Genomic DNA, 18,353 nt, shown 5'->3' with positions numbered 1-18,353 from the left:
CGTTGACGGGCCCCCCTCAAACGCCGAGGGCCTCATCCAAGTTATGCGTGATGCAAGGCACATCCAACGTGGGAGGGCATTTCCTAACACTTCCTTAGGTTTCGGCGGGCGACGGGGTAATCTCCAAAGCGGGCAGTTTGCGTTGCCCACTCAGCGAATAAGGGAACCAGGCCATGGAGTTGCTCATCGTCGAGGACGACGACGCCATGGCGTCCGCCCTCGCCGCCGCCGTCGCGACCGCGGGGCACAACCCCACCCGGGTTGCCCGCGGAGCAGACGCCCTGCTGGTCCACCGGAAGTTCGAAGTGATCCTGCTGGACCTCGGCCTTCCCGATATGGACGGGCTGGAGGTGCTGCGGAAACTGCGCCAGGTCACGCCGGTGCCCATCCTGATTCTCACCGCGCGCGACGACGAACGCAGTGTGGTGCTCGGCCTGCGGTCCGGAGCGGACGACTACCTCGTCAAGCCAGTAAAGCTCGTGGAACTTCTCGCCCGCATCGAAGCCGTCACGCGGCGTGCCGGCCGCTATCGCGGTACGCGGCAGCAGAGTGTGGTGCTGGGTGATCTTGAGATCGACCTCGAGCGGCGCGTGGCGGCCCTCCGTTCCGAGGTGCTCCCGCTGACGGCCACCGAGTTTGACCTGCTGGCCCTGTTGGCCAGCCACGCCGGTTCGGTGGTCACCCGTGAACAGATCCTGGACGCGCTGTGGGGCGACGCCTTCGTGGCCTCGTCCCGGTCCCTTGACGTGCACCTGACGGGGCTGCGGGCCAAGCTCCAGTTACCGGGCTTCATCATCAACGTCCGCGGCGTCGGCTACCGGGTCGAGGCGGACCCGGCGTGAAACTGCGCGTCCTGGGCATCCTGAGTGTCCTGGCGTTGCTCATTGTCATCATCACCTCCAACGCCATCCTGACGTCCGCCGGCCGCGAACTGACCCAGGAACTCCAGATCAACCGTGCCGCTTCCCTCAACCGCCTGGCACAGGTGGCGTTCGACGCAGCTTCCGCCGGCGAAACCGCTCAATTGCAAACGGAGATGGACCGGTATTCCGAGCTCTACGGCGAAGGAGTCCTGATCCGTCTCCAGCAGGGAACCCTGCGCTCCGGTGGCCTGAGCGAGGACCGGCCGGACGTCCGGGACGCGGTGGCCAGGGCGAACCTGAACCTTAGCGACACCACGCTCAGCCCGCTGCAGCCGTTCGGGCCTTCCTCCGAGGTGATCTCCCGCTCCTTCGGCAGCGCGAGCCAGGTCCTGGGCGAGGCGGTCCTCGAGGTCAAACTGGACGCGGCCCGGCAGAAACTTCGGGAGCGGTGGCTCATCGTCGCAGTGGCAGCGGCGGTCCTGGCTGCGGTGCTACTGCTTGGTGCGGCCCGCGTGACCGAGTGGGTGCTGCGCCCCGTGCATCGGCTGAACGCCGCCGTCACGGAACTTGAGGCAACGGGCCGGACCGGACAGCTTCCGGAGGCCGGGCCGCCGGAACTGCGGGAACTGAGCCGTTCATTCACCACCATGGCGCAGACCGTCAGCCACAGCCTCGATTCGCAGCGGCAACTGATAGCTGACACGTCGCACGAGCTACGCAATCCCGTGGGGGCGCTGCGGCTCAGGATCGATTTGCTGCAGCTGGAACTGAAGACCGCCCGGGAGCACGACGCCGCCGCAGGGGTGCTGGCCGAGCTCGAACGTGTGGAGGAGATCCTGGACGGCGTTTTGCGGCTGGCGTCCGCCGAGCACCGGGCCTCCGAGGACTCCGCACGGGGCCCGCTGGGAACCCCGTCGCCCGCGGCACAAGCGCCGCTTGATCCGTACCCGGTCCTGCAGGAAGAAACCGAACGGGCGGGCCCCGCCGCCCAGCGCGGCGGAGCATCGATCCTGCTGGCAGATCCGCCGGCCCCCGCCGTGCACATCGCGTGCAGCGCCGCAGAGCTGGCCCAGATGGTCGGCGAACTTCTGAACAACGCCATCAAGTACGCTCCCGGCGCCCACATCTCGGTTGCTGCCCGCGAGCGCCAAGGCACGGTGGCCATCGAAGTGTCCGACGACGGCCCCGGGCTTTCCGCCGACGAACGGACAGCGGCCACCAGCCGCTTCTGGCGGTCCCCGGCGCACCGGAGCATCCGCGGCACCGGGCTGGGCATGACCATCGTGGACAAGCTGGCAGCCGCCAACGGTGGCCTGCTGGTGCTTGCCGAGGCCTCGCCGCATGGCCTGATCGCGCGCCTCGAGTTTCCGTGGGCCGCGGAGCTGCCGGGAAGTTTTGCCGGGCCGGAACAGACCGGGCCGGAGCAGGCGGCTCCGCGTGGGTGACCTGTTCGGGGGGCGCCTGGCCGGAGCGCTGGCCTTGCCCACGAGTCCCCCGCTTCCCCCTGATCCCCCGCGGCGAACCGTCCTCAAGGCCGGACTCGCGGCCGGTTTATCCGGGCTGCTCCTGCCGGGCCTGGGTGCGTGCACGCCGACGGACCGCCCGGCCACCGTCACCGTGGCCGGCGGCGAGCCTGGCGGCTTCTACCTGGAGTTCGCCGAGCTGCTGGCGGCATCCCTCCAACGTCACGGGGTGGCCGGCTTGGCCACGGCGCTGACTACCGGCGGCAGCCTGGACAACCTCGAACATCTGCTGACCGGCAAAGCCACGTTCGCCGTCGCGCTCGCGGATTCGGCTGCCCGAAGCACAGCGGTGGGTGAGTCGCCCGCCGTCGGACTTTCCGCCGTCGGAAAGGTGTATGAAAATTACGTCCACTGCGTCATCCGGCACAACAGCGGGATCCGGGACATTAGCGGGCTTGCCGGCCGGACCGTGGCTGTCGGCGAGCCCGGCTCGGGGACGTCGCTGACCACTCCGCGGCTGCTCGAGGCTGCCGGGCTGAGCAGCACTGCGGGCACCGCCGGCGGCGTCACGGTGCTGAGCCTCGGCCTCAACGAGGGCCTCGCGGCACTGCGGGACGGAACGGTCGACGCGTTGTTCTGGTCAGGCGGCGTGCCTACCGCGGCCATTGCCGCCGCGAACGACGACGTCGGGCTGGGTTTCCTCGATCTGTCGCCGCTGCTGCCGGCACTGCGGGCGAAATACGGCGTCTTCTACGACCGGGTGCTGATCCCGGCGGGCGCCTACGCGGGCATTCCGGCCGTGTGGACCGTGGGCGTGGCGAACCTGCTGCTGTGCCGGAGCGATCTTGATGACCGTACCGTCAAGCGGACCGTCGAATTGCTGGTGGGCCACGCCGAGGAACTGATTCCGCGTTCCAGCCTGGGGGTCCAGTTCCTGAGTCCGGAATCCTTGATCAACACCGCGGGTTTGCCCCTGCACCCCGGCGCCGTTGCGGCGTACCGGGAGCTCCACGGGTAGGTGGGGCGAATCGGGTGGCACGTTGGCTGGCTGCCGCGTCACGCACAGCACGCTTTCAGCGGGCTTCGTCCACCAAAAGGGCCTGCAAACCGAGGATTTCAGGGGATTTCCAGCCGAAAGCTGCCCGGGACTGAACCATAAGCATGCTCTGCGTGACGCCCGCGGTCAGCTCCGCGAGTGCGCAGCCAGGAACGAGTAGACCTCGGTCTCGTCCACGCCGGGGAACGCGCCTGGTGGCATCGCGGCGAGCAGGTGCGAATGGGCGCGGGCAGACGGCCAGGCGTTGCCCGCCCACTCGGAGGCCAGCGCGGCCGGTGGACGCTTGCAGCAGTTCGGGTCCGGACACGTGGACTTTTCGCGGGCCGTGGTTTCCCGGCCGCGGAACCACTTCACATGCTGGTACGGCACCCCGATGCTTAGGGAGAACTCACCGTTGGCCGAGCGCTCGGTCCGGGCCGTGCACCAATACGTGCCGGACGGAGTGTCGGTGTACTGGCTGTACGCGCTGAACTTGTCCGGCACATCGAACACTGCCCGCGACGTCCACGCCTTGCACGACGGCTGGCCCTCGATGGCGCCGGTGTGGTCCATCGGGAACGTCACGCCGTCGTTCTCATAGGCCTTGTAGATGATGCCGCTCTTGTGGGTCTTCTGGAAGTGGGTGGTGATGCCCAGGTGCTTCGTGGCCAGGTTGGTGAAGCGGTGCGCGGCGGTCTCGTAGGAGACGGCAAAAGCGTCCCGGATGTCCTCCACGGCGATTTCCTTGGCAGCCTTGGCTTTCTGCAGGAAGTCCACAGTGGCCTGCTCCGGCAGCAGGAGCGCGGCCGCGAAGTAGTTCGTGGCCACCCGCTGGCCGAGGAAGTCGCCGTAGTTTTTCGGCGTCTCATGCCCCAAAACGTAGTGCCCCAGCGCCTGCAGCAGGACGGAGCGGGGGTCGTGGTCCTGCCGCTGGCTCTGCGTCAGGTAAATTCTGTGATTCTTCAAATCCGTTACTGAACGAGTGGAATGCGGCAGGTCGCTCACGTGGTGGAGGGTGAATCCGAGCTTCTCGGCGATGTCGGCGATGACGTGCTGGCTCAGCGGCCCGGCCGTGTAACCCACCAGCCCGAGCACCTTCTGCGCCTCGGCCTCATACTCCGGGAAGTAGTTGCCGCGCTCGCGCATCATGGCACGCAGCTCACCGTTCGCGCGGCGGGCCTCTTCCGGCGTCGCCACCTGCTCGTTAAGCTTGCGTTCGAGCTCGTGCAGCAGCCCCACCTGCGCCTCCAGCACATCGACCGGAAGCCGTGAGCTGATGCGGATTTTGGGCAGATTAAGGGACTCGTACAGCGGTCCGCGCTGGTAGCGTTCCAGCTCAATTTCCAGGGCCGCGCGGCGGCTTGGCGGTTCGGCGCCCAGCAGCTGGTCGATGCTCACGTTGAGCGCGGCGGCCAGCCCCTGCAGCAGCGAAAGTTTGGGCTCCCGCTTACCGTTTTCGATCAGGCTCAACTGGCTGGGGGCAGTCCCGACGGCGGCGCTCAGGTCATCGAGCGTGAGCCCGGCCTGTTTGCGCAGATGCCGCACCCGGCGGCCCAGGCTGATGACGTCCAGTTCCAGGGAGGCGGCGGACGACAGTGGCAGTACGACTTCGCGGTTCCAGCTTCCAGGCGTCATTTCTTGAGCATACGCGAAGAAATGCATTTCTTTCCATTGTTTTCCCCTAGAGAAGTGTTGTGAAGTGCTGAAAAGTAGTAATCACGGAAAGAAACACCGCACCGGGGTAGCTGGCCGGAACTGCAACGAAGCAGCTCCGGCCGGCAGATATCCACCCGGAGCTCAATCAAGGAGACAACGATGACTGCAGCATTTGAGCCCACCCAGCCGACGCCCGAAGAGCAGGCCGCAGCCCTGGAGCTCGAGTGGGCCGCCAATCCCCGCTGGGAAGGTGTGACCCGTGACTACAAGGCAACGGACGTCGTCAAGCTCCGCGGCCGTGTCTCCGAAGAGCACACGCTGGCCCGCCGCGGATCCGAGAAACTGTGGAAGCAGCTGACCGAAGAGCACAAGACCGGCGGGTACACCAACGCCCTGGGCGCCCTGACCGGCAACCAGGCCGTGCAGCAGGTCAAGGCCGGCCTCCGCGCCATCTACCTCTCCGGCTGGCAGGTTGCCGCCGACGCCAACAACTCCGGCCACACCTACCCGGACCAGTCGCTGTACCCGGCCAACTCGGTTCCGACCGTGGTGCGCCGCATCAACAACGCACTCCTGCGTGCGGACCAGATTGAGTTCTCCGAAGGCATCCAGACCGTTGAGGACTGGATGGTGCCGATCGTTGCCGACGCCGAGGCCGGCTTCGGCGGCCCGCTGAACGCCTACGAGCTCATGAAATCCATGATCCAGGCAGGCGCGGCAGGTGTGCACTGGGAAGACCAGCTCGCCTCGGAAAAGAAGTGCGGTCACCTCGGTGGCAAGGTGCTGATCCCCACCCAGCAGCACGTCCGGACCCTGAACGCGGCCCGCCTGGCCGCCGATGTCGCCGGCACCCCCTCGGTGGTCATCGCCCGCACCGACGCCGAGGCAGCCACGCTGATCACCTCCGACGTCGATCCCCGCGACAAGGAATTCGTCACCGGCGAACGCACGCCGGAAGGTTTCTACAAGGTCCGCAACGGCATCGAACCCTGCATCGCCCGCGCCAAGGCCTATGCCCCGTACTCTGACCTCATCTGGATGGAGACGGGCACCCCGGACCTCGAGCTTGCCCGCAAGTTCGCCGAGGCCGTCAAGGCCGACTTCCCGGACCAGATGCTCTCCTACAACTGCTCGCCGTCGTTCAACTGGCGTAAGCACCTGGACGACACCACGATCGCCAAGTTCCAGCGTGAACTCGGCGCCATGGGCTTCACGTTCCAGTTCATCACCCTGGCCGGCTTCCACGCCCTGAACTACTCGATGTTCGATCTCGCCCACGGTTACGCCCGTGAAGGCATGAGCGCCTACGTCGAGCTGCAGGAAAAGGAATTCGCCTCCGAGTCCCGCGGCTACACCGCGACCAAGCACCAGCGCGAAGTCGGCACCGGCTACTTCGACGACATTGCAACTGCGCTCAACCCGAACGCATCAACCCTGGCACTGGTGGGATCCACCGAAGAAGGCCAGTTCCACTAATTTTCCCCAAGTAAGTAGCACTAAGTGTCGTTTTGGAGGCTCAAAACGACACTTAGTGCTACCCAGTTTGGGCACAGCTCCAGGAGATTGAAATGAACACCTTCACTGACAGCTTCACCATCAACGGGATCACTTTGGCCGCGCAGCCCATTTGCCGGCAGGACGAGGTTCTTACTCCGGATGCACTGGAGTTTGTCGCCAAGCTGCACCGGGCCACGGCCGAGCGCCGGCAGGAACTGCTGCAGGCACGCAGGACCCGCCGGGCGGACATCGCCGGCGGCCAGGATCCGAGGTTCCTCCGCGAAACCGAGGACATCCGCAACGACCCGTCGTGGCGCGTCGCTCCCCCGGCCCCGGGCCTGGAGGACCGCCGCGTGGAAATCACCGGACCGGTGGATAAGAAAATGACCATCAACGCGCTGAACTCCGGCGCGAAGGTCTGGCTTGCTGACATGGAAGACTCCTCCACCCCCACCTGGCGGAACGTCATCAAGGGCCAGCTGAACCTCACCGATGCGCTGGAGCGCCGGATCGATTTCACCTCCCCCGAGGGCAAGGAATACAAGCTCCGCCCGGCCGACGAACTGCCCACCATCGTGGTGCGCCCCCGCGGCTGGCACCTGCCCGAGAAGCACATGATCATCGACGGCGCTCCCGTGGCCGGCGGCATCGTGGACTTCGGCCTGTTCTTCTTCCACAACGCCCACCGCCTGCTGGCCCAGGGCAAGGGCCCGTACTTTTACCTGCCCAAGATCGAGAACCACCTCGAGGCACGGCTGTGGAATGACATCTTCATCCTCGCCCAGGACCTGCTGGGCATTCCGCAGGGCACCATCCGCGCCACCGTGCTGATCGAGACCATCACCGCGGCGTTCGAAATGGAGGAGATCCTCTACGAACTGCGTGATCACGCGTCGGGCCTGAACGCCGGCCGCTGGGACTACATCTTCTCCCTGATCAAGAACTTCCGTACCCGCGGCCCCCGGTTCGTCCTGCCGGACCGCGCCCAGGTGACCATGACCCAGCCGTTCATGCGTGCCTACACCGAACAGCTGGTCCGTGCCTGCCACAAGCGCGGCGCCATGGCCATCGGCGGTATGGCCGCTGCCGTTCCCAACCGCAAGGACGAGGCCGCCAACACCAACGCGTTCGAGAAGGTCCGTGCCGACAAGACCCGCGAGGCCAATGACGGCTTCGACGGCTCCTGGGTGGCCCACCCGGACCTGGTTCCGGTCTGCCGCGAAGTTTTCGATGCCATCCTTGGCGAGCGTCCCAACCAGCTGGACCGCACCCGTGAGGACGTCATCCCCGATGACCGCGCCCTCATCAACGTGGCCGCCACCGAAGGCACCATCACCGAGCAGGGCATCCGGAACAACATCGAGGTAGGTATCCGCTACATCGAGTCCTGGCTCCGCGGGAACGGCGCCGTCGCCATCCACAACCTCATGGAGGACGCCGCCACCGCGGAAATCTCCCGCTCCCAGATCTGGCAGTGGATGTTCGCCAGCGCCATCACCGACCGCGGCGAAATCATCACACACCAGTGGATCGAGGAACTGCTCGACGAAGAGTTCGCACGCCTGGAACGCTTCGACGGCGACCGCTTCGAAGACTCCCGCGACATCTTCGAGGAAGTCACCCTCGGCCAGGACTTCCCGTCCTTCCTGACCCTCCCCGCCTACGCCCGCTACCTCACCGAGGCCCGCGAAAAGGCAACCAAAGAGGAGCTCGCCGCGGCCTAGGGCTGCAGCAAGCTCACTGAATAGATTTCCGTCCGCCGGGCAGGCACGCCCTTCGCAACAGGCACCCCCGAGATCCGGGGCGCCGGCCCGGCGACGGAACACCCGTGTGACCCGCGGACGCTCTCTCACTTAATGCAAGAAAACCCGGGACGCTCTCTCACTATCCTCAAGATAGTGAGAGAGCGTCGGTCGTTAAGCTGCGTTAAGTGAGAGAGCGTCGGTAAATCATGCAGGGGACAAGGGAACGTACGACGGCGGGACGCGTCAGCGTCCTTTCGGCACCAGCCGCACGGCCAGGGTTGTGCAGACGAAGAACATCAGCACCGAGCCCAGGATCACCAGCAGCGCCGGGGTCCACGAACCCGAGGCGTCGTGCACGAAGCCCACCAGCGGCGGGGCCACCGCCCCGAAGCAGTAACCGAGCCCCTGGACCGTGGCGGACATCCGGCCCGCGGACACCTGGTCCCGGGCCAGCTTGATGATGGCGATGAAGATCAGCGTGATCCCGCCGCCCTGCGCGATGCCGCCGAACGTGGACCACAGCCACCACAGTTCCGGCGCCAGCAGCAGCCCGGCCGGCACGACCGTCCACAACAACCCCACGGTGACTGCCGTCGTCGTCGTACTGAAATACTTGGCCGCGAAGGGCACTCCCAGGCCGCCAACAATGGCGAAGATCTGGAACAGCGATGAGCCTGCCCCGGCCGCCGAAGCAGACATGCCAAGCTCGTCGTTGAGATAGCTCGGCAGCCACGCTGTCACCGCGTAATAGGAAAACGCCTGGCCGGCGAAGCCTGCGGTGAGCCCGGCGGTAATCCAGCCGGAACCCTTGACGGCCGGGTGCTCCTGCCCGCCGGCCACCACGGTGCGAGAGGGCACAAACGCGGTGCGGGCGCCCACGGCGAGGGTCCAGAAAACAATGGCAATCACGGCCAGGATGCCCACGGACACCAGGGCCACCCGCCAACCGGCCAGCTCGGCCAAGGGAGCCGTGACCATGGATGTCAGGAATGATCCGATGTTCAGAGCCGCGGTGTACACACCCATGGCGGTCCCTTGGCGCAACGGGGAGAAGTCGCGGCGGATAATCAACGGCACGGCGATATTGCCCACCGTGATGGCGAGGCCAATCATCACCGTGCCCACAACCACCGGTCCCGGGCCGCCCGCCGAGCGCACAATCACGCCTGCCAGGACGCCAAGGATGGTGACGGAGACGGCGAACTCCGCGCCGAGCTTCCTCGTGGTCAGTGACGCCAGCGACGCGGCGAGCGCGAAGCACAGCACCGGGATGCTCGTCAGCAGGCCCAACATCACGGGGGTAAACCCGAGGTCGGCCTGCATCAGGTCAACCACCGGGGCAACGGCCACGAAAGGTCCACGCAGGTTCAGCGCCAGCAGTCCGATACAGGCCAGGAGAATCCAGCCCTTGGGGACTTTGGCCAGGAACTGTCCGCTCATGAGGATTCCGCGGTGGCTAAAAAGGATTTCATCACTTCCATTGCTATCACGGCGCATTGCCCCCACGCCCCAGTCAACGTCATGGCGCCCTGGCATACGATGAAGCTCACACCAGCGGGCCCCAACGTGCGGGGATATTAAGCCGCACCCTCGGACGAAGGAACAGACATGCAGCAACGGCTTGCCATCCTCGACGACTACCAGGACGTGGCGCACGCCTTCGCCGACTGGTCCTCCCTGGAATCGACAGGCGTCACAACGTCCGTCTTCCGCGAGCCCTTCCAGTCCGAGGACGCCCTGGCAGCGGCGCTCGCCGACTACCAGATCGTCATTGCGATGCGTGAGCGGACCCCGTTCCCCCGTACCGTGCTGGAACGGCTCCCGGCGCTGAAGCTGCTGGTGACCACCGGCATGGCCAACGCCGCCATCGATGTGGCCGCAGCAGCGGAACTCGGCATCACCGTGTGCGGCACGCCCGGGTCACCCACAGCCGCGCCCGAACTGACCTGGGCTTTGCTGCTCGCGATCGCCCGCAACCTCCCGGCCGAGGAGAACTCGCTGCGCGCCGGCACGTGGCAGACCTCGGTGGGGATGGAGCTGTCCGGCAAGACCTTGGGCATCGTGGGCCTGGGCAAGACCGGGCGGCGGATCGCGGCCTACGGGCAGGCGTTCGGCATGGAGGTGCTCGCCTGGAGCCAGAATCTCACCGCTGAGGCCGCGGCTGAGGCCGGGGTCCAGAAGGTCAGCAAGGAGGACCTTTTCAGGAATTCCGACGTCGTCACCCTCCATCTGCGGTTGTCTCCCCGTTCCGAGGACATCGTGGGTGAGCAGGAACTGCGGCTCCTGGGTCCGGAAGGCATCCTGGTGAACACCTCGCGGGGTCCGCTGGTGAACCAGGATTCCCTGGTGCGGGCTTTGAACGAGGGCTGGATCCGGGGCGCGGCCCTGGACGTTTTTGACCAGGAACCACTTCCCGCGGGCCACCCGCTGCTCAGCGCCCCCAACACTGTCCTGTCCCCGCACCTCGGCTACGTGACAGCGGAGAGCTACCGGCAGTTCTACGGTGGCGCGTTCGAGGACGTCAAGGCCTGGCTGGAGGGAACGCCGGTCCGCGTGATTACGGCCTCTAAAGGCTAACCGGCCGCCTGGAGAGTTGCCTCAATGGCTGCAGGCGACAACACGTACTGCGTGACCATCTGGCTCGCACCAAGAATCGCCGCCTGGTCCCCGGCCATGGAAAGGGCGATCCGCAGGTGGCTGGTTGCCAGCGGCAAGGACCGCCGGTAGACCACTTCGCGGACGCCGGCCATCAAATGCTCTCCTGCCTGGCCAAGGCTCCCGCCGATGACAATGACGGACGGGTTGAGCAGGTTGACCACGGTGGCCAGCGCGTCGCCGACATCCCGGCCGGCCTGGCGCAGGGCGTGGATGGCCTGCAGATTTCCGGCATGGAGCAACCGCAGGACCGGTCCAGCGCTGTGGGGACTAGAATCCGGCCAATTCAGCGCGTCCGGCCGGGCTCCCGTCGTTAATCCATTCCCGGAGCAGCCTTCCTGACAGTAGCTCGTCAATGACCATGAAAGCGGCGCCCCGAAGTCCTGCCTGATCTCCTGTAGGTGACGCCAGGATCCTCAGGTTTCGGGTCGCCAGGGGCAGGGAGCTGCCCAACACTGTCCGCCGGACTTCGGCCAGATAAAGGTCACCAGCGTCAGCGACCCCGCCCCCGATCAGTACCAGCGACGGATTGAAAACATTGACCAGCAGTGACACGGCCTCGCCTACTTCCCTGGCTGAATGGAGCAGCAGATCGGTCGCGTCGGCATCGCCCCTACGGCCAGCTTCGGCGATGTCGCGCGCAGAAACAGAACCGCGCTCCGCAAGGACCGCGGCCAGCAGCCGGCTCTTTCCAGATCGCGCCGCGTCCTCCCCCTGCCGGGCGAGCGCGGCTCCCCCCGCCATGGCTTCCAGGCAACCGCGCTTGCCACAGCGGCACACGACGGTGTCCGGTCCCATCCTGATGTGGCCGATGTCCCCGGCACTCCCCAAAGCCCCCCGGTGAAGCCGGCCCTGAGAAATCAGTCCTGCACCGATCCCTGTTCCCACCTTGACGTAAACGATGTCCGAGTGCCCACGAGCGAGTCCGTCCCGAAATTCACCGAGTGCCATCAGGTTCACTTCGTTGTCCACCCAGACCGGAGCAGAGAACCGGTCCTGGAAAAATGCCCGAACGTCAAAGCCATCCCAACCCGGCATGATGGGCGGCACTACCGGCTTGCCGGTGGCGAACTCGACGGGTCCGGGCAACCCCACCCCTATACCCCAGAGGCTGGCCGCCGGCCGACCCCCCTCGAGCATCTGTCCAAACAACTGGCCTACCCGGTCCAAAATCAACTCCGGCCCCGCATTGATGTCGCACGGTTCTTCTAACGCTGACGCGACCCGGCCATCCAGATCCGTCAGCGCGACCCCCAGGCTTGACGCTCCCAGCTCGGCTACCAGTACCTGCCCTGCGGAGGCCCTGAAAGCCAGCTGACGCGGAGCACGGCCTCCTTGGGACGGACCGGTCGCCCCTTCCACCAATAGCCCCGAGCCGAGAAGGTAATCGACCCTCTGGGAGACGACGTTTCTCCCGAGCCCGGTTGCGCGCACAAGCTCCGGGCGAGTTAGTGCTTTCCCGGAGCGGACGGCATTCAGGATAGGAGCCAGTGAATCCACCTGCTCGCCTGGAAGCGCTGGATTTCCGATATTCCCCGTCACGTTTTCGACTCCTTAACTTCGTTGATCTGCAACCATTATCCCCCACGGGGTTGACTTTTGCACGTATCGTGCATAACTTTATGTTGTTGCGAGTCACACAAGACAAGGTGGCGTCGCTAGACATCGGCCGAGGGTCCAGAGCGGTACCCAGCCTCATATTCATTGGAGAATAGTCATGAAATACAAGCTCCCGCTTGTTGTTCTTGCCACGGCGCTTGCTTTGACAGCGACCGGCTGCAGCTCGTCCACAACCGCCACCTCAACTCAGGACGCCGGTGTGTCAGAGAAGGCGGACGCAGCGTTGGCAAAAATCAAGGGCCAGGTGCTCAGCAAGGGTCCGAACGGCGAAGAGCCTTCACCAGCCTCCGTAGCCGAGCTCAGTGAAGAGGATATCTCAAAGGTCAAGGCCCTCGGCGCCACGGCCGCCATCGTCATGCACTACGGCGGCAACGACTGGGCTAACGCCCAGACCGCTGGTCTGAAGAGCGAATTCGCCAGGCTTGGCATAAAGGTCATCGCGACCACCGATGCCAACTTCAAGCCGGACAAGCAGGTGTCCGATCTCGAGACCGTCATGATCCAGAACCCAGACGTCATTGTCTCCATCCCCACGGATCCGGTGGCGACAGCGTCCGCATATAAGAAGGCAGCGAGTACCGGGGCCAAGCTGGTATTCATGGATAACGTTCCCCAGGGGCTCACCGCGGGCAAGGACTACGTCTCCGTCGTCTCCGCAGACAACTTCGGCAACGGGGTCGTATCCGCCCATCAGATGGCCAAGGGGCTCGGCGGTAAGGGTGATATCGGTGTCATCTTCCATGAGGCCGACTTCTTCGTCACAAAGCAGCGCTACCAGGGCTTCAAGGAAACGATCACCAAGGAATACCCCGGGATCAAGCTCATCGAGGAAAAGGGCATCGCCGGCCCCGATTTTGCCGGCGACGCACAGTCTGCGGCCAACGCGATGCTAAGCAAGCACCCTAACCTCGCGGGCATCTGGGCTGTGTGGGACGTCCCGGCAGAAGGCGTAATGGCTGCGGCCCGGGCTGCAGGCCGTACCGATCTGAAGATTGCAACCCAGGACCTCGGCAAGAACGTCGCCATTGCTATGGCCAAGAACGAGCTTGTAGTCGGACTCGGCGCCCAGGTTCCTTTTGACCAGGGCGTCACTGAGGCCCGTCTCGGCGCACTCGCCCTGTTGGGAAAGAGCACACCGGCCTACGTGGCGCTCAGCGCGCTTCCCGTAGACCATTCCAACGTTCTTGAGGCATGGAAGCAGGTCTACCACGAAGACGCTCCGAAGGACCTTCAGGACTCATACAAGAAATAGCCGGCAGTGTGGCAATGCTGAAATCCTGCCCCACCCAGTGAAAGTGATCTCACCATGAACACAGAAGACCCGGCCGTCGAGATGCGCTCGATCTCAAAGGGATTCAACGGAGTCAATGTCCTCAATGACGTGGCCTTCGAAGTGCGCACTGGAGAGGTGCATGCGCTGGCCGGCGGAAACGGAGCCGGTAAGTCCACGCTGATGAAAATTCTCCAGGGCGTCTACCATGCGGACGCCGGCAGCATCCTCGTTGCCGGAAAACCTGTCGACATCAATTCGATCCAGGACGCCAAGGCAGCCGGAATCGGCATGGTGTTCCAGGAATTCAGCCTTGTCCCAAGCCTCACTGTCGCCCAGAACATCTTTCTCGCCGCAGAGCCGCAGGGCCGCAGCGGGTTGATCGACGACCGCGAGGCCGTCCGCAAGGCTCGCGAGATTTTCGCGGACATGGAGGTCGACGTCGACCCGCGGGCCCATGTTTCCCGCCTCGGCACCGCCTACTGGCAGTTGACGGAAATCGCCAAGGCCCTGGCGCAGGACGCCCGCGTCCTCATCATGGATGAACCGACGGCGAGTTTGGCCCGGCATGAGACAGAGGCGCTCTTTGATCTGGTGGCGAGGCTCAAGAAACGCGGGATATCCATCATCTACATTTCTCACCGGATGGATGAGGTCTACCGCATCGCGGACCGCATCACGATCCTGCGCGACGGACGCCGCCTGCTCACCGAGCCGCTGACCAACGTCACGCCGGAGCAAATCGTAGAAGGCATCGTCGGCAAGAAGATTGAGGGCCAGCTGAGCTATCGGCAGCGGGACGACTACTCGGCTACGGCCATTCCTGTTCTTGAGGCCAAGGGCATCAGTTCCGGCAACCGCGTCCGTAATGTGTCCTTCACGCTGCATGCCGGAGAAATTCTTGGGCTTGCCGGCCTGATGGGCAGCGGAAGAACGGAGCTCGCCAGGGTGTTGTTCGGCATCGACCCACTGGAGAGCGGGGAGATCTGGATCGGAGGCAAGAAAGCCGCCATAACTAGCCCCCGGCGCGCCATTGAGGCGGGTCTGGCGCTCATTCCCGAAGACCGCAGGGCCCAGGGGCTCGTCCTTGACCACTCCGTTCGTGACAACCTGCTCTTGCCGCTGCTCGACCGGATCCGGCGCGGACCGTTGCTCGATACGGCAGCCGGCAAGTCCTTGTCAAGCTCCCTGATTAAGAAGTTCGCCGTGAAGGTTGCCCACCCAGGCAAGCCGGTGCGTCTGCTCTCTGGGGGAAACCAGCAGAAAGTCGTGTTGGCCAAGTGGCTCGGCACCGAGCCGGATGTTCTCATTCTCGACGAGCCCACTGCCGGGGTCGACATTGGCACCAAAAGCGAAATTCTGGACATGATCCGCGAACTCGCCAAGGCAGGAAAGGCTGTCATCGTCATTTCGTCGGAATATCCCGAACTCCTCGCGGTCAGCGACAGAGTGCTGATTCTGAGGGACGGATCCATAACCGGTGACCTCAAACGAAGTGAAATCGCTGACGAAGAATCACTACAACTCGCAGTCCAGGGAGTCTGATCATGAACAATTCAACCGTCTCAACGAAAGCCTCCGGGGGAGGGGCGTCAGACAAGTTCAAGCGCACCTTGCGTGAGCTCGACTGGCGCCGCTACGTCATCTACATAGGCTTCGTCGTCGTCTTTATCTTCTTTGCCGTACTGTTGCGGGACCAGGGGTTCCTTTCCCCGAACAACCTTCTGAACATCTTCCGGCAGACAGCGACCATCACCGTCATCGCGGTCGGCATGACCTACGTCATTGCCTGTGCGGAGATCGACCTCAGTGTGGGTTCCGTCGCCGGCCTGTCCAGCGTTTGTACTGCCATGGCACTCTCCCAGTGGGGAATTGTTCCGGGCATCCTCGCCGGCCTCGCGGTTGGACTCGTTGTCGGATCCATCAACGGTGCACTCGTCAGCCTTCTCGGAATACCCTCATTCCTCGTTACTCTTGGCATGCTCGGAATTGCCGTCGGGGTAGCGCAATGGATCACAGCCTCGGCACCGCAGCCGATCCTTAACGACACCTTCAACTTGTTGTTCGGCTCCGGCAACTTTGGACCGGTTCCCGGACTGATTGTGTGGAGTGCCATCTTCGTGGCCATCGGCGCCGTCGTACTCTCCCGGACTAAGTTCGGGCGGCAGGTCCTCGCGACGGGTGGCAACCGCACGGCTGCTGATTTCACCGGCATCAATACCAAGCGCATCAAATTTCAGGTGCTGCTGATCTCGGGCGTCGTTGCCAGCTTCGCCGGAATGCTCTACGCCGGACGGCTCGAGTCAGGCCGGTTCCAGTGGGGCAGTGGCGACGAGCTGTCGGCCATTGCTGCAGTGATTCTGGGCGGCACAAGCCTCTTCGGAGGCGCAGGATCGGTGGTCGGCACACTGTTCGGTGCACTGCTGATCGGTTTGATCAACAACGGCCTGATCCTGGCCGGCCTGGACAGCAGCCAGCAGCAGGTGGTGCGCGGAGCGATCATCATTCTCGCTGTTGCGCTCGCCCGCAAGAAGTGACCGGGCGCATGACCCGCACACTGCGCGCAGGCATCATCGGCACGGGATTCATGGGGGCGGTTCACGCGCATGCTGTGAGGGCCAATGGCGGTATCGTCAGCGAAATCTCGGGGCGCACGCCTGAGAGTGCCGCAGATGCGGCTATCAGGCTTCATGCGCTAGAAGCGGCACCCTCGCCGGAGGCATTGATCGACAGTGACCAGGTCGACGTCGTACACATCTGCACGCCGAACGCGACGCACGCGGCCCTTGCAAAGCGGGCCATAGCTGCGGGCAAGCACGTGGTGTGCGAGAAACCACTGGCAACAACGCTTGAGGATGCACAGAAGCTCCGCGACCTGGCAGATGGCGCGGGCACAGTGGCGGCCGTACCGTTTGTCTACCGTTTCTATCCGGCGGTTCGGGAAGCCCGTGCGCGGATCGCACGCGGCGAAGCAGGCAATCTGTGGCTATTGCACGGTTCCTATCTGCAGGACTGGCTTGCCAGCTCGGATGCAACCAACTGGCGGGTTGACCCGGCAGCAGGCGGGACGTCCCGGGCATTCGGTGACATCGGAGTCCACTGGTGCGACCTCATGGAGTTCGCCACGGGACACAGGATCAGCCGACTGGTCGCGAGGACGTCCAGGGCGTTCGCGCAGCGCGCCAGCAAAGGTGTCATGCGGGACGTAGGTACTGAAGACGGCGCCGCGCTGTTGTTTGAAACCGACCGCGGCGCAACCGGGTCCCTCGTGGTCAGCCAAGTTACGCCTGGCCGAAAGAACCGGCTCTGGTTCTCATTCGACGGCACGGAGGAGTCCTTCAGCTTCAATCAGGAGCAGCCCGACACCCTTTGGGTAGGCGGATCCCGGGGCAGCATCCGCGTCCCGAGCGGACCGGACACGCTTTCTTACCCGGAGTCGCAGAGGTACGCCCGCCTTCCCGCCGGCCACCCGCATGGCTACCAGGACAGCTTCAACGCTTTCATCGCGGACGTCTACGCGGCGGCCCGGGGCGAAAGCATCGATGGCCTGCCCACGTTCCGCGACGGCCTGCGCGCGGCACAGATAACCCAGGCTGTCTTGGACTCCACAGCCACGAACGCATGGGTCGACGTTCCGGACATCGACGCCGGACTCCCCCTTAGCGCACGCACACCGGACCAACCAGCACTTGAAAGGCAAAGCTAATGCGACTTGGATACCATTCGATCACTTGGGGCGGCGTCGGCGGTCACCCCGTCGGGGTGACGAGCGTCAAAGACCTCTACTACCTCACTAACGGCTCCATGGAAACTGCGGTACGTGACATCGCGGCGGCCGGCTACGAAGGCACCGAAATGTTCGACGGCAACCTGGTCGAATACGCGGACCGGCCGGATGAGCTCCGTGAAACGCTGTCCAACGCCGGACTCGAGCTTGTCAGCGTTTACACAGGTGCGAACTTCATCTACGCCGATATCCTCCCAGACGAGCTCCACCGAATCCGGCGGGCTGCGGAACTGGCCACCATCTTCGGGGCGGAACGTCTCGTCGTCGGCGGTGGCGCGCGACGGGCGGCCGGAACAACGGACGAGGACTACGACCGGCTGGGCACTGCGCTGGACCGCGTCACGGACATCGCTGAGGAATTCGGGCTGTCGGCGAGCTATCACCCGCATTTGACAACCATCGTGGAAAGTCCGGATGAACTTGACCGCCTCATGTCCAAGACCCGGATAGGATTCTGCCCCGACACAGCGCATCTCGCCGCAGGCGGCGGCGATCCGGCGGCCGCGATCCGCAAATACCCTGACCGTATCCGGCATGTCCACCTCAAGGACTTCAAGAAGGATCCCTTCCAGTTCCTGCCGCTGGGAGAAGGGGACCTGGATTTCCCGGACATCATCCGCGCGGTGAAGGAAAGCGGCTATGACAGCTGGCTGATGGTGGAACTGGACTCGTACGACGGCGACCCCCGGGCTGCCGCAGAAATCAGCAAGAAGTACCTCGACAAGATCCTCGCCGAATCCGGCATCCAACGATAAGGAACA

The 18,353-nt window shown here is 64.5% G+C and carries 15 protein-coding genes; 11 read left to right on the top strand and 4 right to left on the bottom strand.

Going from position 1 to position 18,353, the window contains the following annotated elements; translation table 11 throughout:
* Positions 1-173: 173 nt before the first annotated feature.
* Genes NG698_RS13010 through NG698_RS13000 form a run of 3 tightly spaced genes read left to right on the top strand, consistent with a single transcriptional unit; the run spans position 174 to position 3,344 of the window.
* Complete coding sequence (locus NG698_RS13010) at positions 174-842, top strand: response regulator transcription factor (RefSeq protein ID WP_252610184.1); 669 nt, start codon at positions 174-176, stop codon at positions 840-842.
* Complete coding sequence (locus NG698_RS13005; protein ID WP_252599822.1) at positions 839-2,308, top strand: sensor histidine kinase; 1,470 nt, start codon at positions 839-841, stop codon at positions 2,306-2,308. The genes NG698_RS13010 and NG698_RS13005 overlap by 4 nt, the downstream gene beginning before the upstream one ends.
* A gap of 34 nt (positions 2,309-2,342) precedes the next feature.
* Positions 2,343-3,344 carry a TAXI family TRAP transporter solute-binding subunit gene (locus NG698_RS13000; protein ID WP_256471063.1) on the top strand — a complete coding sequence of 334 codons (1,002 nt, stop codon included), beginning with the start codon at positions 2,343-2,345 and terminating at the stop codon, positions 3,342-3,344.
* Between the two features lie 165 nt (positions 3,345-3,509).
* On the opposite strand, the gene NG698_RS12995 is transcribed toward NG698_RS13000, so the two are convergent.
* Positions 3,510-5,024, bottom strand: a complete 1,515-nt coding sequence (locus NG698_RS12995) for an XRE family transcriptional regulator (protein ID WP_252599823.1) — start codon at positions 5,022-5,024, stop codon at positions 3,510-3,512.
* A gap of 153 nt (positions 5,025-5,177) precedes the next feature.
* Here NG698_RS12995 and aceA point away from each other — a divergent pair, with 153 nt between their 5' ends.
* Together aceA and aceB are read left to right on the top strand one after the other, a co-directional pair.
* Complete coding sequence (aceA, locus tag NG698_RS12990) at positions 5,178-6,494, top strand: isocitrate lyase (RefSeq protein WP_252610181.1); 1,317 nt, start codon at positions 5,178-5,180, stop codon at positions 6,492-6,494.
* 92 nt (positions 6,495-6,586) lie between these two features.
* Positions 6,587-8,239: a malate synthase A gene (aceB, locus tag NG698_RS12985; protein ID WP_252610178.1), complete on the top strand. Its 1,653-nt coding sequence runs from the start codon at positions 6,587-6,589 to the stop codon at positions 8,237-8,239.
* A gap of 264 nt (positions 8,240-8,503) precedes the next feature.
* Here the strand turns inward: aceB and NG698_RS12980 are convergent, their stop codons facing one another.
* On the bottom strand, positions 8,504-9,700 hold the full coding sequence (locus NG698_RS12980) for an MFS transporter (protein ID WP_252610175.1): 1,197 nt from the start codon (positions 9,698-9,700) through the stop codon (positions 8,504-8,506).
* Positions 9,701-9,868: 168 nt separating this feature from the next.
* Here NG698_RS12980 and NG698_RS12975 point away from each other — a divergent pair, with 168 nt between their 5' ends.
* Complete coding sequence (locus tag NG698_RS12975) at positions 9,869-10,837, top strand: D-2-hydroxyacid dehydrogenase family protein (protein WP_252610172.1); 969 nt, start codon at positions 9,869-9,871, stop codon at positions 10,835-10,837.
* On the opposite strand, the gene NG698_RS12970 is transcribed toward NG698_RS12975, so the two are convergent.
* Together NG698_RS12970 and NG698_RS12965 are read right to left on the bottom strand one after the other, a co-directional pair.
* Complete coding sequence (locus tag NG698_RS12970; protein ID WP_252610170.1) at positions 10,834-11,271, bottom strand: ROK family protein; 438 nt, start codon at positions 11,269-11,271, stop codon at positions 10,834-10,836. The two genes, NG698_RS12975 and NG698_RS12970, sit on opposite strands and share 4 nt — an antisense overlap.
* Complete coding sequence (locus tag NG698_RS12965; protein ID WP_252610253.1) at positions 11,186-12,277, bottom strand: ROK family protein; 1,092 nt, start codon at positions 12,275-12,277, stop codon at positions 11,186-11,188. Before NG698_RS12965 ends, NG698_RS12970 begins: the two co-directional genes overlap by 86 nt.
* A 355-nt stretch (positions 12,278-12,632) precedes the next feature.
* On the opposite strand from NG698_RS12965, the gene NG698_RS12960 reads away from it, so the two are divergent.
* The 5 genes from NG698_RS12960 to NG698_RS12940 are packed head-to-tail and all read left to right on the top strand — an operon-like array spanning position 12,633 to position 18,347.
* The gene (locus NG698_RS12960; protein ID WP_252610168.1) at positions 12,633-13,787 is read left to right on the top strand and encodes a substrate-binding domain-containing protein; all 1,155 of its coding nucleotides are present in this window, start codon (positions 12,633-12,635) and stop codon (positions 13,785-13,787) included.
* A 54-nt stretch (positions 13,788-13,841) separates the two neighbouring features.
* Positions 13,842-15,350 carry a sugar ABC transporter ATP-binding protein gene (locus NG698_RS12955; protein WP_252610166.1) on the top strand — a complete coding sequence of 503 codons (1,509 nt, stop codon included), beginning with the start codon at positions 13,842-13,844 and terminating at the stop codon, positions 15,348-15,350.
* A 2-nt stretch (positions 15,351-15,352) separates the two neighbouring features.
* Positions 15,353-16,342, top strand: a complete 990-nt coding sequence (locus tag NG698_RS12950) for an ABC transporter permease (RefSeq protein WP_252610164.1) — start codon at positions 15,353-15,355, stop codon at positions 16,340-16,342.
* Positions 16,343-16,350: 8 nt separating this feature from the next.
* The gene (locus tag NG698_RS12945; protein WP_252610162.1) at positions 16,351-17,511 is read left to right on the top strand and encodes a Gfo/Idh/MocA family protein; all 1,161 of its coding nucleotides are present in this window, start codon (positions 16,351-16,353) and stop codon (positions 17,509-17,511) included.
* Positions 17,511-18,347, top strand: coding sequence for a sugar phosphate isomerase/epimerase family protein (locus NG698_RS12940; protein ID WP_252610160.1), 837 nt, complete (start codon positions 17,511-17,513; stop codon positions 18,345-18,347). The genes NG698_RS12945 and NG698_RS12940 overlap by 1 nt, the downstream gene beginning before the upstream one ends.
* Positions 18,348-18,353: the final 6 nt, after the last annotated feature.

The sequence above is a fragment of the Pseudarthrobacter raffinosi genome (assembly GCF_023913735.1).
Lineage (GTDB): Bacteria > Actinomycetota > Actinomycetes > Actinomycetales > Micrococcaceae > Arthrobacter > Arthrobacter raffinosi.
This window is presented reverse-complemented; position numbering and strand designations above follow the sequence as displayed.

Coding starts and splice junctions, on each gene's coding strand:
- NG698_RS13010 (WP_252610184.1), top strand. CDS start 174: ATGGAGTTGCTCATCGTCGAGGACGACGACGCCATGGCGTCCGCCCTC.
- NG698_RS12995 (WP_252599823.1), bottom strand. CDS start 5,024: ATGCATTTCTTCGCGTATGCTCAAGAAATGACGCCTGGAAGCTGGAAC.
- aceA (WP_252610181.1), top strand. CDS start 5,178: ATGACTGCAGCATTTGAGCCCACCCAGCCGACGCCCGAAGAGCAGGCC.
- aceB (WP_252610178.1), top strand. CDS start 6,587: ATGAACACCTTCACTGACAGCTTCACCATCAACGGGATCACTTTGGCC.
- NG698_RS12980 (WP_252610175.1), bottom strand. CDS start 9,700: ATGAGCGGACAGTTCCTGGCCAAAGTCCCCAAGGGCTGGATTCTCCTG.
- NG698_RS12975 (WP_252610172.1), top strand. CDS start 9,869: ATGCAGCAACGGCTTGCCATCCTCGACGACTACCAGGACGTGGCGCAC.
- NG698_RS12960 (WP_252610168.1), top strand. CDS start 12,633: ATGAAATACAAGCTCCCGCTTGTTGTTCTTGCCACGGCGCTTGCTTTG.
- NG698_RS12955 (WP_252610166.1), top strand. CDS start 13,842: ATGAACACAGAAGACCCGGCCGTCGAGATGCGCTCGATCTCAAAGGGA.
- NG698_RS12950 (WP_252610164.1), top strand. CDS start 15,353: ATGAACAATTCAACCGTCTCAACGAAAGCCTCCGGGGGAGGGGCGTCA.
- NG698_RS12945 (WP_252610162.1), top strand. CDS start 16,351: ATGACCCGCACACTGCGCGCAGGCATCATCGGCACGGGATTCATGGGG.
- NG698_RS12940 (WP_252610160.1), top strand. CDS start 17,511: ATGCGACTTGGATACCATTCGATCACTTGGGGCGGCGTCGGCGGTCAC.